General features: G+C 66.2%; 11 protein-coding genes. 10 read left to right on the forward strand and 1 reads right to left on the reverse strand.

Annotated features, from left to right (window positions below):
• The first annotated feature begins 31 nt into the window (after positions 1-31).
• The 8 genes from aroK (at position 32) to ugpQ (ending at position 8,080) form a co-directional block, all read left to right on the forward strand.
• The gene (aroK, locus tag WJ16_RS01590) at positions 32-586 is read left to right on the forward strand and encodes a shikimate kinase AroK (protein WP_069257922.1); all 555 of its coding nucleotides are present in this window, start codon (positions 32-34) and stop codon (positions 584-586) included.
• The gene (gene aroB, locus WJ16_RS01595; protein WP_069255549.1) at positions 583-1,662 is read left to right on the forward strand and encodes a 3-dehydroquinate synthase; all 1,080 of its coding nucleotides are present in this window, start codon (positions 583-585) and stop codon (positions 1,660-1,662) included. The genes aroK and aroB overlap by 4 nt, the downstream gene beginning before the upstream one ends.
• A gap of 41 nt (positions 1,663-1,703) precedes the next feature.
• On the forward strand, positions 1,704-2,912 hold the full coding sequence (locus WJ16_RS01600; protein ID WP_069255550.1) for a deoxyguanosinetriphosphate triphosphohydrolase: 1,209 nt from the start codon (positions 1,704-1,706) through the stop codon (positions 2,910-2,912).
• An 88-nt stretch (positions 2,913-3,000) separates the two neighbouring features.
• Positions 3,001-4,335: a sn-glycerol-3-phosphate ABC transporter substrate-binding protein UgpB gene (gene ugpB, locus WJ16_RS01605; RefSeq protein WP_069255551.1), complete on the forward strand. Its 1,335-nt coding sequence runs from the start codon at positions 3,001-3,003 to the stop codon at positions 4,333-4,335.
• Positions 4,336-4,437: 102 nt separating this feature from the next.
• Entirely contained in the window at positions 4,438-5,322 is an 885-nt protein-coding gene (gene ugpA / locus WJ16_RS01610) for a sn-glycerol-3-phosphate ABC transporter permease UgpA (RefSeq protein WP_069255552.1), read from the forward strand.
• Positions 5,319-6,164, forward strand: coding sequence for a sn-glycerol-3-phosphate ABC transporter permease UgpE (gene ugpE, locus WJ16_RS01615; RefSeq protein WP_069255553.1), 846 nt, complete (start codon positions 5,319-5,321; stop codon positions 6,162-6,164). The genes ugpA and ugpE overlap by 4 nt, the downstream gene beginning before the upstream one ends.
• Positions 6,165-6,196: 32 nt before the next feature.
• Positions 6,197-7,282 carry a sn-glycerol-3-phosphate import ATP-binding protein UgpC gene (locus WJ16_RS01620; protein WP_069255554.1) on the forward strand — a complete coding sequence of 362 codons (1,086 nt, stop codon included), beginning with the start codon at positions 6,197-6,199 and terminating at the stop codon, positions 7,280-7,282.
• 27 nt (positions 7,283-7,309) lie between these two features.
• A complete protein-coding gene (gene ugpQ, locus WJ16_RS01625) occupies positions 7,310-8,080 on the forward strand; it encodes a glycerophosphodiester phosphodiesterase (RefSeq protein ID WP_069255555.1) in 771 nt (256 codons plus the stop codon).
• A 169-nt stretch (positions 8,081-8,249) separates the two neighbouring features.
• On the opposite strand, the gene WJ16_RS01630 is transcribed toward ugpQ, so the two are convergent.
• Positions 8,250-8,981 (reverse strand): OmpW/AlkL family protein, encoded by a 732-nt coding sequence (locus tag WJ16_RS01630; RefSeq protein ID WP_069255556.1) that lies wholly within the window; start codon positions 8,979-8,981, stop codon positions 8,250-8,252.
• A gap of 193 nt (positions 8,982-9,174) precedes the next feature.
• Between WJ16_RS01630 and WJ16_RS01635 the strand changes: the two genes are divergently transcribed.
• A complete protein-coding gene (locus WJ16_RS01635; RefSeq protein ID WP_069255557.1) occupies positions 9,175-9,888 on the forward strand; it encodes a transposase in 714 nt (237 codons plus the stop codon).
• Between the two features lie 289 nt (positions 9,889-10,177).
• Complete coding sequence (locus tag WJ16_RS01640) at positions 10,178-14,881, forward strand: glutamate synthase-related protein (RefSeq protein WP_069255558.1); 4,704 nt, start codon at positions 10,178-10,180, stop codon at positions 14,879-14,881.
• The last annotated feature ends 62 nt before the right edge of the window (positions 14,882-14,943 follow it).

The raw sequence follows: 14,943 nt of genomic DNA on the forward strand, positions 1-14,943 counted from the left end.
CACACCAGCAAGATTGAAGCAGAGGAAGCCGTTGCAAGCGCGGGACCCACATGCAAACGTATTTTTCGTCGGCCTTATGGGAGCGGGTAAGACCACCGTGGGCCGTGCGGTCGCGCGTCGTCTCGACAGGACGTTCTTCGACTCCGACCACGAAATCGAGGCCCGCACGGGCGCGCGCATTCCGGTGATCTTCGAACTGGAGGGCGAGGCCGGATTTCGCGATCGCGAAACCCAGGTGATTGCCGATCTCACGCAGCGCGAGAACATCGTGCTCGCGACGGGCGGCGGCGCGGTGCTGCGCCCGGAAAATCGCGACTGCCTGAAAAGCAACGGCGTCGTCGTCTACCTGCGCGCCAATCCGCACGATCTGTGGCTGCGCACGCGCAAGGACAAGAACCGCCCCCTGTTGCAGACCGACGACCCGAAGGGGCGTCTCGAAGCGCTGTACGAAGTGCGCGACCCGCTGTACCGCGAATGCGCGGATTTCGTCATCGAGACCGGCCGTCCGTCGGTCAACGGTCTCGTCAACATGGTGCTGATGCAACTCGAACTGGCAGGCGTCATCGCCAAGCCGCTACAAGCATGATTACTGTCAACGTCGACCTGGGCGAGCGCGCCTATCCGATTCACATTGGTGCCGGCCTGATCGGGCGCACCGAGCTGTTCGCGCCTCACATCAAGGGCTCGTCCGTCACGATCGTCACGAACACGACGGTCGATCCGCTCTACGGCGACGTGCTGCGCGCGGCGCTCGCGCCGCTCGGCAAGCGCGTGTCGACGGTCGTGCTGCCCGACGGCGAGGCGTACAAGAACTGGGAAACGCTGAACCTGATCTTCGACGGCCTGCTGACCGATCACGCGGATCGCAAGACGACGCTCGTCGCGCTCGGCGGCGGCGTGGTCGGCGACATGACGGGCTTTGCCGCCGCGTGCTACATGCGCGGCGTGCCGTTCATCCAGGTGCCGACGACGCTGCTGTCGCAGGTCGATTCGTCGGTCGGCGGCAAGACGGGCATCAACCATCCGCTCGGCAAGAACATGATCGGCGCGTTCTACCAGCCGCAGGCCGTGATCGCGGACATCGGCGCGCTGACCACGCTGCCCGATCGCGAGCTGGCGGCCGGCGTGGCCGAGATCATCAAGACCGGCGCGATCGCCGATGCGGAATTCTTCGACTGGATCGAGGCGAACGTCGACGCGCTGAACCGCCGCGAACCGGCCGCGCTCGCGCACGCGGTGAAGCGCTCGTGCGAGATCAAGGCGAGCGTGGTGGCGGCCGACGAACGCGAAGGCGGCCTGCGCGCGATCCTGAACTTCGGCCACACGTTCGGCCACGCGATCGAGGCGGGGCTCGGCTACGGCGAGTGGCTGCACGGCGAGGCAGTCGGCTGCGGGATGGTGATGGCCGGCGACCTGTCGGTGCGGCTCGGCCTGTTCGACGAAGCGTCGCGGCGGCGCCTCGACGCGGTGATTGCGGCCGCGCACCTGCCGACCCGCGCGCCCGCGCTCGGCGACGCACGCTACATGGACCTGATGCGCGTCGACAAGAAGGCCGAGGCCGGCGCGATCAAGTTCATCCTGCTGAAGCGATTCGGCGATACGGTGATCACGCAGGCGCCGGACGAAGCCGTGTTCGCTACACTGGCACAGACGACCCGCTAACGGCGGCCCGGACGCCCCGGCGCCCCAGACATGGAGGAGACGTGAGCGAGACATCCAGCAGCACATTGCCCGAAGCCGGCCGCGCATCCGCTGCGCCGGTGGCCGAGCCGCCGACGCTGGCGGCGCTGGAAGCCCATCTCGCTCCGTATGCCGCCCACGCGTCGCAGTCGCGCGGCCGTCGCCATCCGGAAACGCCGCCGGCGGCACGCACCGAATTCCAGCGCGACCGCGACCGCATCGTCCATTCGACCGCGTTTCGGCGGCTCGAATACAAGACGCAGGTCTTCGTCAATCACGAAGGCGACCTGTTCCGCACGCGCCTCACGCACAGCCTCGAAGTCGCGCAGATCGCGCGTTCGGTCGCGCGCAACCTGCGGCTGAACGAGGATCTCGTCGAGGCGATCTCGCTCGCGCACGATCTCGGCCATACGCCGTTCGGCCATGCCGGGCAGGACGCGCTGAATGCGTGCATGCGCGAGCACGGCGGCTTCGAGCACAACCTGCAGAGCCTCGCGGTCGTCGACGAGCTCGAGGAGCATTACGGCGCGTTCAACGGGCTGAACCTGTGCTTCGAGACGCGCGAAGGCATCCTGAAGCACTGCTCGCGCGAGAATGCGCGCAAGCTCGGCGCGCTCGGCGAGCGCTTCCTGCAGGGCCGCCAGCCGTCGCTCGAAGCGCAGCTCGCGAACATCGCCGACGAAATCGCGTACAACAACCACGACGTCGACGACGGCCTGCGCTCCGGCCTGATCACGATCGAACAGCTCGCCGAAGTCGAGCTGTGGCAGCGCCATTACGAGGCGGCGCTCGCCGAATTCCCGCATCTCGAAGGCCGCCGGCTCGTGCACGAAACGGTGCGCCGCATCATCAACACGCTGATCGTCGACCTGATCGACGAGACGACGCGCAATCTCGCGCGCGTCGCCCCCGCGTCGCTCGACGACGTGCGCGCCGCGCCGCCGCTCGTGTCGCACAGCGAAACGGTGGCCGCGCAGGCGGCCGCCCTCAAGCGGTTCCTCTTCAAGAACCTCTACCGCCATTACAAGGTGATGCGCATGGCGAGCAAGGCCCAGCGCGTCGTCACCGGGCTGTTCGATGCGTTCATCGACGATCCGCGGCTGCTGCCGCCGCCGTACCAGTCCGACGATGCCGCGCATCAGCCGCGTCTCGTCGCACACTATATCGCCGGCATGACCGACCGCTTCGCGCTGAAGGAGTATCAGCGCCTGTTCGTCATCAACGACAACTGACTGTCACAAACGATCACTAGACTTCGCCGGTTCAATGGCGACGGGAATGTTGCACACGCTGTTGGTAACGTTTTCATAGGAGAGGTCGATGAAGAATAAGCCTGCGGGGACACTGGTTCGTTCGATCGCGCTGGGCGGCGCGCTGATGTTCGGGGTGCAGCACGTGGCGCTCGCCGCGACGGAAATCCAGTTCTGGCACGCGATGGAGGCCGCGCTCGGCGAGCGGGTCAACGCGATCGCCGACCAGTTCAATGCGTCGCAGAGCGACTACAAGATCGTGCCGGTGTTCAAGGGCACCTACGACCAGGCGCTCGCGGCCGGCATCGCGGCCTATCGCAGCGGCAACGCGCCGGCGATCCTCCAGGTCTATGAAGTCGGCACCGCGACGATGATGCAGGCGAAGAAGGCCGTCGTGCCCGTCTACGACGTGTTCAAGCAGGCCGGCGTGCCGCTCGACGAAAAGGGGTTCGTGCCGACCATCGCGAGTTACTACAGCGACGCGAAGACGGGCCATCTCGTGTCGATGCCGTTCAACAGCTCGACGCCGGTGCTGTACTACAACAAGGACGCGTTCAAGAAGGCCGGCCTCGATCCGAACCAGCCGCCGAAGACGTGGGCCGACGTGAAGGCCGATGCGGAGAAGCTGCGCAAGTCGGGGATGGCGTGCGGCTTCACGACCGGCTGGCAGGGCTGGATCCAACTCGAAAACTACAGCGCCTGGCACGGGCTGCCGTTCGCGAGCCGCAACAACGGCTTCGACGGGTCCGACGCGGTGCTCGAATTCAACAAGCCGCAGCAGATCGCACACGTCTCGTTCCTGCAGCAGATGGCGAAGGACGGCACGTTCACGTACGCGGGCCGCAAGGACGAAGCGTCGGCGAAGTTCTACAGCGGTGACTGCGGGATCATGACGACGTCGTCGGGCGCGCTCGCGAACGTGCAGAAGTTCGCGAAGTTCAGCTACGGCACCGGCATGATGCCGTACGACGCGAACGTGAAGGGCGCGCCGCAGAACGCGATCATCGGCGGCGCGAGCCTGTGGGTGCTGGCCGGCAAGGATCCGGCGACCTACAAGGGCGTCGCGAAATTCCTCGCGTATCTGGCGTCGCCTGCCGTCGCCGCGAAGTGGCACCAGGACACAGGCTACCTGCCGGTCACGACGGCCGCGTACGACCTGACGCGCCAGCAGGGCTTCTACGCGAAGAACCCGAGCGCCGAAACCGCGATCAAGCAGATGCTGAACAAGCCGCCGCTGCCGTACACGAAGGGGCTGCGCCTGGGCAACATGCCGCAGATCCGCACGGTGGTCGACGAGGAGTTCGAGCAGGTCTGGGCGCAGAAGAAGTCGCCGAAGGACGCGCTCGATTCCGCTGCGTCGCGCGGCGACGAGCTGCTGCGCCGCTTCGAGAAGTCGGGCGGCTGAGCCCGCATCGCTTCGCGCCGCCGGCCGCGTCGCATCCGGTACGGATGCACGCGCGGGCCGGCGGCGCGGCCCCTTTCCGTTGCGCCTGACCGGATATCCGCGATGCAATCCCGTTCCCGTTTCGGTACGAGCCTGTTGCCGTACCTGCTGATCGCGCCGCAGCTCGCGATCACCGCCGTGTTCTTCCTGTGGCCGGCCGGCGTCGCGCTGTGGCAGTCGACGCAGACGCAGGATGCGTTCGGCACGTCGAGCGAATTCGTCGGCCTCGCGAACTTCACGCACCTGTTCGCCGATCCGCTGTATCTCGATTCGTTTCGCACGACGCTCGTGTTCAGTTCGCTCGTCACCGTAAGCGGGCTCGTCGTGTCGCTGCTGCTCGCCGCGTGCGCGGACCGCGTGATCCGCGGCGCGCGCGTGTACCGCACGCTGCTGATCTGGCCGTACGCGGTCGCCCCGACGATCGCCGCCGTGCTGTGGGCGTTCCTGTTCAACCCGAGCATCGGCCTGATCACGTATGCGCTCGCGAAGAACGGCATCGTGTGGAACCACGCGCTGAACGGCGGCCAGGCGATGTTCCTGGTCGTGCTCGCGTCGGTGTGGAAGCAGGTGAGCTACAACTTCCTGTTCTTCTACGCGGGCCTGCAGGCGATCCCGCGCTCGCTGATCGAGGCGGCCGCGATCGACGGTGCGGGGCCCGTGCGGCGCTTCTTCAACATCGTGCTGCCGCTGCTGTCGCCCACCAGCTTCTTCCTGCTGGTCGTGAACCTCGTCTACGCATTCTTCGACACGTTCCCGGTGATCGACGCGGCCACCGGCGGCGGCCCGGCGCAGAGCACGAAGACGCTGATCTACAAGATCTTCGCGGAGGGCTTTCAGGGGCTCGACATCGGCAGCTCGGGCGCGCAATCGGTCGTGCTGATGATCATCGTCGTCGGGCTCACGGTGATCCAGTTCCGCTTCGTCGAACGCAGGGTGCAATACGCATGATCGAAAATCGCAAGGGCTTCGACCTGTTCTGCCACGCGGTGCTGGTCGCGGGCGTCGTGCTGATCGTGTTTCCCGTCTACGTCGCGTTCTGCGCGGCGACGATGAACGCGCAGGAAGTGTTCACGGTGCCGCTGTCGCTCGTGCCGAGCACGCACCTGTTCGAGAACGTCGCGTACATCTGGGGGCACGGCAGCGGCGGCACGACCGCGCCGTTCGGCCGCCTGCTCGTGAACAGCTTCGTGATGGCGCTCGGGATCGCGGTGGGCAAGATCGCCGTGTCGATCCTGTCCGCCTACGCGATCGTCTATTTCCGCTTCCCGTTCCGCAACACGGCGTTCTGGCTGATCTTCATCACGCTGATGCTGCCGGTCGAGGTGCGGATCTTCCCGACCGTGCAGGTCGTGTCGACGCTGCATCTGACGAACACCTACGCGGGGCTCACGCTGCCGCTGATCGCGTCGGCAACCGCGACGTTCCTGTTCCGCCAGTTCTTCATGACGCTGCCCGACGAGCTGATGGATGCCGCGCGCATCGACGGCGCTGGGCCGCTGCGGTTCTTCTGGGACGTCGTGCTGCCGCTGTCGAAGACGAGCATCGCGGCGCTGTTCGTGATCACGTTCATCTACGGCTGGAACCAGTATCTGTGGCCGATCCTGATCACGACGGAAGCGTCGCTGTCGACGGCGGTGGTGGGCATCAAGACGATGATCGCGAGCGGCGACGCCGCGACCGAATGGCAATACGTGATGGCGGCGACGCTGCTGGGCATGATCCCGCCGCTCGTCGTCGTGCTGGCGATGCAGCGCTGGTTCGTGCGCGGCCTCGTCGATTCCGAGAAATGAATGACGGACGGCAACCGGGAGAAAGACCAAGAATGGCTGCGCTGAGCTTGAAGGGCGTCAGGAAATCCTACGACGGCAAGCAGCACGTGCTGCACGGCATCGACGTGGAGATCGCCGACGGCGAATTCGTCGTGCTGGTCGGGCCGTCGGGCTGCGGCAAGTCGACGTTGCTGCGGATGATCGCGGGGCTCGAGACCGTGACCGACGGCGAGATCGCGATCGGCGATCGCGTGGTCAACGCGCTGGAGCCGAAGGACCGCGACATCGCGATGGTGTTCCAGAACTATGCGCTGTACCCGCACATGACGGTCGCGCAGAACATGGGCTACGGGCTGAAGATCCGCGGGATCGACCGCGCGACGATCGATTCGCGGGTCGCCGCAGCCGCGAAGATCCTCGAACTCGAGCCGCTGCTCGCGCGGCGGCCGCGCGAGCTGTCGGGCGGCCAGCGGCAGCGCGTCGCGATGGGGCGCGCGATCGTGCGCGAGCCGGCGGTGTTCCTGTTCGACGAGCCGTTGTCGAACCTCGACGCGAAGCTGCGCGTGCAGATGCGGCTCGAGATCCAGCGGCTGCATGCGCGGCTCGCGACGACGAGCGTCTACGTGACGCACGACCAGATCGAGGCGATGACGCTCGCGCAGCGCGTGATCGTGATGAACCGCGGCTACGCGGAGCAGATCGGCGCGCCGGTCGACGTGTACGAGAAGCCGGCGACGGTGTTTGTCGCGGGCTTCATCGGCTCGCCCGCGATGAACCTGATGCACGGCCGGCTGTCGGAAGACGGCGCGACCTTCACGGTCGCGGGCGGCGGCCCCGCGCTGCCGGTGGCCGGCGCGCCCGGCATCGGCACCGAGATCGCCACCGGGCGCGACTGGGTGCTTGGCGTGCGGCCCGAGCACATGACGCCGCAGCCGGGCGTCGCGCAGGCCGCGCTGCCGGTCGATTCGTGCGAGCTGCTCGGCGCGGACAACCTCGCGCACGGCCGCTGGGGCAATCACGACGTCGCGGTGCGCCTGCCGCATGCGGACCGACCCGCGCGGGGCACGCCGCTGGCGGCCGCGCTGCCCGCGCACCGGCTGCATTTCTTCGATCCCGAGACCGGCAAGCGCGCCGGCTGACCTGTTGCATCCGCCGAGAGACCGACGATGACCCTTCGCACCGACTGGCCCTATCCGCGCGTCGTCGCCCATCGCGGCGGCGGCACGCTCGCGCCGGAGAACACGCTTGCCGGGCTCGACGAGGCCGCGCGGCGCGGCCACCGGATGGTCGAGTTCGACGCGAAGCTGTCGGCCGACGACGTGACGTTCCTGCTGCACGACGACACGGTCGACCGCACGTCGAACGGCACGGGTGCGGCGGCGGGCATGCGTTATGCGGCGCTGGCCGCGCTCGACGCGGGCGCGTGGCGCGATGCGCGCTTCGCGGGCGAGCGGATGCCGACGCTCGACGCGGCGGCGGCGCGCTGCATCGCGCACGGGCTGGCCGCGAACGTCGAGATCAAGCCGTGTCCGGGGCGCGAGCACGAGACCGGGCGGCGCGTGGCGGCCGATGCGGCCGCGTACTGGCGCGATGCGGCCATTGCGCCGTTGCTGTCGTCGTTCTCGTTCGATGCGATGCAAGCGGCGCGCGCGACGGCGCCGGCGCTGCCGCGCGGGATGCTCTATGAGGCCGTGCCGGACGACTGGCATGCGCAGGTGGTCGGTGCGCTCGACTGCGTTTCGTTGCATGCAGACCACAAACGGCTCGACGAACCGCTGGTGCGCGCGATCAAGGCGGCGGGGCTGCGCATCCTGGTTTACACGGTGAACGACCTCGAACGGGCGCGCGAACTCGCGCGCTGGGGCGTCGACGCGGTCTGCACGGACCGGATCGACCTGATCGGGCCCGCCGCGCTGGACGACATCGACATCGTCTGACGATTGCCACGGCGGCCGGCAAAGCCGGCATCCGAACGGTCCTGACGCGAAAAAGCAACGCCCCGACGGGATTTCCGCCGGGGCGTTTTGGATCGTGGAGACGTTACGTCACGAAAATTCCGCTACAAATTGCAGCAGGATTAACCATTCCCCAAATATTCGACTACGCTTAGAAGCGGTAGCCGACGTTCAGGTACGTCACGATCGGGTTCAGCGAGATGTGGGCCTTCGACGTTTCCGTGAGCGTACCGACCGGCGTGCGGCGGGCCGTCGTGAAGGTCGCGGTCACGCTGACCGGGATGTACGAAAGCGACAGGCCGGCGAACCAGTGTTTCGTGAAGTTGTACGTGAAGCCGGCGTTGAAGACGGGCGCCCACTGGTTGCTGGTCGTCGCGCTGGTCGGGCCGCCGAGCACGCCGTTCTCGAAGCTGCTGTTCGTGATCTTCGCGCCGGTGAACCACACATACGTCGCGCCGATGCCGACATACGGACGGAACTTCGCGTTGGCGTCGTTGAAGTGGTAGCGAAGCAGGACGGCAGGGCTCCACTGATACGCGCGGCCGAGCACGCCGAACTTGTCGAACTGACCCTTGCCGGTAATGTCGAACTTCGGCGGTATCCCCATGACGAGCTCGGTGGAGAGGTGGTCGGTAATGAAGTATCCGGTTGCGAGGCCGAGCGTGTCGGCATCGGTGATCCCCGCGCCGGTATTGGGAATGGACTGATTGATGGGCGTACCGCCGACGCCGTACACGTAGAGCGGGTCGCTCTTGTCTTGCGGGGCCAGGTGGAGCCAGCCGGTGCTGACGTAGAAATCACCTGCGGATTGTGCATGTGCCGTACCGCCCGCGAAAGCAAATGCGAGCGCTGCGGCCCCCGTAATGGCCAGTTTTCGTTTCATTGTGTCTCCTCCGATCAAAGGCGTGCTCATTATGACGACAGCGTTTAAAACCAAACAAGCTCGTAAGTTAGAGTTTTCTCCCTAGGTTTCGTACGACCGTACGCTTTCACGCCCCGCGGGGACAGGCATTCTATGCAGGTGCGCATTTTCGGACCTCCGGGTATTTCCTAACGCGTTCAAACGGACATTCAGCATGGCACGGTTAGCACGACTCTACGTTCCCGACCAGCCGCAGCACGTGATACTGCGCGGCCTGGATCAGCAACCCGCGTTCGTCGACGACCAGGACTACGAACTCTTCATCGATTGCCTGAAGGCCGCCGCGCGCGATCATCACCTGTCGGTGCACGCCTACGTGCTGCTGCCGCGCCAGGTGCAACTCCTCGTGACGCCGAGCGACGAGGCGAGCCTGCCGAAAGCGATGCAGGCCGTCGGCCGCCGCTACGTCGCCCATTTCAACCGGCGCTATTCGCGGCGCGGCACCCTGTGGGAAGGCCGCTATCGCGCGACCGTGATCGAAGGCGAGCGCTATTTCCTGCTCGCGAGCCGCGTGGTCGAGATGAGTCCGGTGCGCGCGCAGCTCGTCGCGACGCCCGAGGCCTATCGCTGGTCGAGCTACCGGCACCACGTCGGGCTCACCGTCGACAGCCTGATCACCGACCATCCGCTCTACTGGGCGCTCGGCAATACGCCGTTCGACCGCCAGCGTGCGTACAAGGAGCTGTGCGAGCAGCCGCTCGACGAGCGGCAGGCCGACCAGTTGCAACAGGCGACGCTGAAGGGCTGGGTGCTCGGCGGCGAGAATTACCGCGAGTGGGCGGCGCGTACCGCGAACCGGCGCGTATCGCCGCTGCCGCGCGGACGCCCCAGAAAGGTGCGTGAAAATACACCGCCGGCCCAGCAGTAACACGGAAAGGCGAATCAGGAAGCGGCGCAGCGGGCGCCGCTTCTTTTTTGCACCAAATCGATACGACCCCAATAAAACGGCACCAGATCAAGGCATTGATTTAATTGGGGTTCGATCAAGCGGTTTTTGTTGCTATTCCTTTGATTCGTCGCGTATATTCCGAATTCCGGTGGCCCGGGCGAAGCATGCCCATCCACTGTCGGCCGTGCCGTCTCCTGTCGGGAGCGGGATCGACGGCAACAAGAAAATGGTTCAACGGCCTCCAGGCCCCCTTTACGACGGTGTCCCCATGAACGACCACCAGCAGCCGCTCGCCGCGGTGCCCGCCGCACAAGGTCTGTACGACCCGCAAAACGAACACGACGCCTGCGGCGTCGGCTTCGTCGCTCACATCAAGGGCAAGAAGAGCCACGAGATCATTCAGCAGGGTCTGAAGATCCTCGAGAACCTCGATCACCGCGGCGCGGTCGGCGCCGATCCGCTGATGGGCGACGGCGCGGGCATCCTGATCCAGATTCCGGACGCGTTCTATCGCGAGGAAATGTCGAAGCAGGGCGTGACGCTGCCGCCGGCCGGCGAATACGGGGTTGGGATGATCTTCCTGCCGAAGGAAAACGCATCGCGTCTCGCGTGCGAGCAGGAGCTCGAGCGGACGGTGCGGGCTGAAGGTCAGGTCGTGCTCGGCTGGCGCGACGTGCCGGTCGACCATACGATGCCGATTTCGCCGACCGTGAAGGCGAGCGAGCCGCTGATCCGCCAGATCTTCATCGGCCGCGGCAAGGACATCATGGTGACCGACGCGCTCGAGCGGAAGCTGTACGTGATCCGCAAGACCGCGAGCCACCGCATCCAGGCGCTGAAGCTCAAGCACGGCAAGGAATACTTCGTGCCGTCGATGTCGGCGCGCACGATCGTCTACAAGGGGCTGCTGCTCGCGGGCCAGGTCGGCGTGTACTACCGCGACCTGCAGGACCCGCGCGTCGTGTCGGCGCTCGCGCTCGTGCACCAGCGCTTCTCGACCAACACGTTCCCGGCGTGGGAGCTGGCTCACCCGTACCGGATGATCGCGCACAACGGCGAGATCAACACCGTGAAGGGCAACGTGAACTGGCTGAACGCGCGTACCGGCGCGATTGCGTCGCACGTGCTGGCCGACGACCTTCCGAAGCTGTGGCCGCTGATCTATCCGGGCCAGTCCGATACCGCGTCGTTCGACAACTGTCTCGAACTGCTGGTGATGGCCGGCTACCCGCTCGTGCACGCCGTGATGATGATGATCCCGGAAGCGTGGGAACAGCACACGCTGATGGACGAGAACCGCCGCGCGTTCTACGAATACCACGCCGCGATGATGGAGCCGTGGGACGGCCCGGCCGCGATCGCCTTCACCGACGGCCGCCAGATCGGCGCGACGCTCGACCGTAACGGCCTGCGTCCGGCGCGCTACATCGTGACCGACGACGACCTCGTCATCATGGCGTCGGAAGCCGGCACGCTGCCGATTCCCGAATCGAAGATCGTCAAGAAGTGGCGCCTGCAGCCGGGCAAGATGTTCCTGATCGACATGGAACACGGCCGCATCATCGACGACAAGGAACTGAAGGACAACCTCGCGAACGCGAAGCCGTACAAGAGCTGGATCGACGCCGTGCGCATCAAGCTCGACGAGATCGAGCCGAAGGCCGAGGACGTCGCGGCCGGCCGTACGCAGGGCGCCGCGCTGCTCGACCGCCAGCAGGCGTTCGGCTATACGCAGGAAGACCTGAAGTTCCTGATGGCGCCGATGGCGCAGCAGGGCGAGGAAGCGGTCGGCTCGATGGGCAACGACTCGCCGCTCGCGGTGATGTCGAACAAGAACAAGACGCTCTATCACTACTTCAAGCAGCTGTTCGCGCAGGTCACGAACCCGCCGATCGACCCGATCCGCGAGAACATGGTCATGTCGCTCGTGTCGTTCATCGGCCCGAAGCCGAACCTGCTCGACACGAACAACATCAACCCGCCGATGCGTCTCGAAGTGTCGCAGCCGGTGCTCGACTTCAAGGACATCGCGAAGATCCGCGCGATCGACCAGTACACGGGCGGCAAGTTCAGCGCGTACGAACTGAACATCTGCTACCCGGTCGCGTGGGGCAAGGAAGGCATCGAGGCGCGCCTCGCGTCGCTGTGCGCGGAAGCCGTCGACGCGGTGAAGTCGGGCTACAACATGCTGATCGTGTCGGACCGCAAGACGGACGCCGAGCACGTCGCGATTCCGGCGCTGCTCGCCACGTCGGCGATCCACACGCACCTCGTCCAGCAAGGGCTGCGCACGAGCACGGGCCTCGTCGTCGAGACGGGCTCCGCGCGCGAAACGCACCACTTCGCGCTGCTCGCGGGCTACGGCGCGGAAGCCGTGCACCCGTATCTCGCGATGGAAACGCTCGCGAAGATGGCCGAAGGGCTGCCGGGCGACCTGTCGCCGGAGAAGGCCGTCTACAACTTCACGAAGGCGGTCGGCAAGGGCCTGCAGAAAGTGATGTCGAAGATGGGCATCTCGACCTACATGTCGTACACGGGCGCGCAGATCTTCGAAGCGCTCGGCCTGTCGAGCGACCTCGTCGAGAAGTACTTCAAGGGCACGGCGTCGAAGGTCGGCGGCATCGGGCTGTTCGAAGTCGCGGAAGAGGCGATCCGCCTGCACCGCGACGCGTTCGGCGACAGCCCGGTCCTGCGCGACATGCTCGACGCGGGCGGCGAGTACGCGTACCGCGTGCGCGGCGAAGACCACATGTGGACGCCGGATTCGATCGCGAAGCTCCAGCATGCGACGCGCAGCAACTCGTACCAGACGTACAAGGAATACGCGCACCTGATCAACGACCAGACCAAGCGGCACATGACGTTCCGTGGCCTGTTCGAGTTCAAGGTCGAGCCGACCAAGGCGATCCCGATCGACGACGTCGAGCCGGCGAAGGACATCGTCAAGCGCTTCGCGACGGGCGCGATGTCGCTCGGTTCGATCAGCACCGAAGCGCACGCGACGCTTGCGATCGCGATGAACCGGATCGGCGGCAAGTCGAACACCGGCGAAGGCGGCGAGGACGAAAAGCGCTATCGCAACGAACTGCGCGGCATTCCGATCAAGTCGGGCGAGACGCTGAAGTCGGTGATCGGCGACGAGATCGTCAGCGACATTCCGCTGAAGGACGGCGATTCGCTGCGCTCGAAGATCAAGCAGGTCGCATCGGGCCGCTTCGGCGTCACCGCCGAGTACCTCGCGTCGGCCGACCAGATCCAGATCAAGATGGCGCAGGGCGCGAAGCCGGGCGAAGGCGGCCAGCTGCCGGGCCACAAGGTGTCCGAATACATCGGCAAGCTGCGTTACTCGGTGCCGGGCGTCGGCCTGATCTCGCCGCCGCCGCACCACGACATCTACTCGATCGAGGATCTGGCACAGCTGATCCACGACCTGAAGAACGTGAACCCGAGCTCGAGCATCTCCGTGAAGCTCGTGTCGGAAGTGGGTGTCGGTACCGTCGCGGCCGGTGTCGCGAAGGCGAAGGCCGATCACGTCGTGATCGCCGGCCATGACGGCGGCACGGGCGCATCGCCGCTGTCGTCGGTCAAGCACGCCGGCACGCCGTGGGAGCTGGGCCTCGCCGAAACGCAGCAGACGCTGGTGCTGAACCGCCTGCGCGGGCGCATCCGCGTGCAGGCCGACGGCCAGATGAAGACGGGCCGCGACGTCGTGATCGGCGCGCTGCTCGGCGCGGACGAATTCGGCTTCGCGACGGCGCCGCTCGTCGTCGAAGGCTGCATCATGATGCGCAAGTGCCACCTGAACACGTGCCCGGTCGGCGTCGCGACGCAGGATCCGGTGCTGCGTGCGAAGTTCAAGGGCCAGCCCGAGCACGTCGTGAACTACTTCTTCTTCGTCGCCGAGGAAGTGCGCGAAATCATGGCGCAGCTCGGCATCGCGAAGTTCGACGACCTGATCGGCCGCGCCGACCTGCTCGACACCCGCAAGGGCATCGAGCACTGGAAGGCGAAGGGCCTCGACTTCTCGCGCGTGTTCTACCAGCCGGAAGAGTGCGAAGACGTCGCGCGCCGTCACGTCGACGTGCAGGATCACGGCCTCGAGCGCGCGCTCGACCACGTGCTGATCGAGAAGGCGAAGGCCGCGATCGAGAACGGCGAGCATGTGTCGTTCATCCAGCCGGTGCGCAACGTGAACCGTACGGTCGGCGCGATGCTGTCGGGCGTGATCGCGAAGAAGCACGGCCACGACGGCCTGGCCGACGACGCGGTGCACATCCAGCTGAAGGGCACGGCCGGCCAGAGCTTCGGCGCGTTCCTCGCGAAGGGCGTGACGCTCGACCTCGTCGGCGACGGCAACGACTACGTCGGCAAGGGCCTGTCGGGCGGCCGGATCATCATCCGTCCGACCAACGACTTCCGCGGCAAGTCCGAGGAAAACATCATCTGCGGCAACACGGTGATGTACGGCGCGATCGAAGGCGAAGCATTCTTCCGCGGCGTCGCGGGCGAGCGCTTCTGCGTGCGCAACTCGGGCGCGACGGCGGTCGTCGAAGGCACGGGCGACCACGGTTGCGAATACATGACGGGCGGCACGGTCGTCGTGCTCGGCGAGACGGGGCGCAACTTCGCGGCCGGCATGTCGGGCGGTCTCGCCTACATCTACGATCCGGAAGGCACGTTCGCGGCGAAGTGCAACAAGTCGATGGTCGCGCTCGAGCCGGTGCTGCAGCAGGCCGAGCAGGAGCGTACGGTCGACCGCGCTCTCTGGCACGCGGGCACGACGGACGAAGCGCTGCTCAAGGGGCTCGTCGAGCGTCATTTCCAGTTCACGGGTTCGCCGCGCGCGAAGTCGCTGCTGGAAAACTGGGACGCGGCGCGCCGCCAGTTCGTGAAGGTGTTCCCGCACGAATACAAGCGCGCGCTGGGCGAGATCGGTGCGAAGAAGGCGGCGAAGGAAGAACTGGCCGCCTGAGCGACGAACGACACAGCGAATGCCGCGCGCGCCTGATGGCCGCGCGCGGCTCCCCCACCCGA

Origin of the sequence: Burkholderia metallica, assembly GCF_001718555.1 — a bacterium.
GTDB lineage: Bacteria > Pseudomonadota > Gammaproteobacteria > Burkholderiales > Burkholderiaceae > Burkholderia > Burkholderia metallica.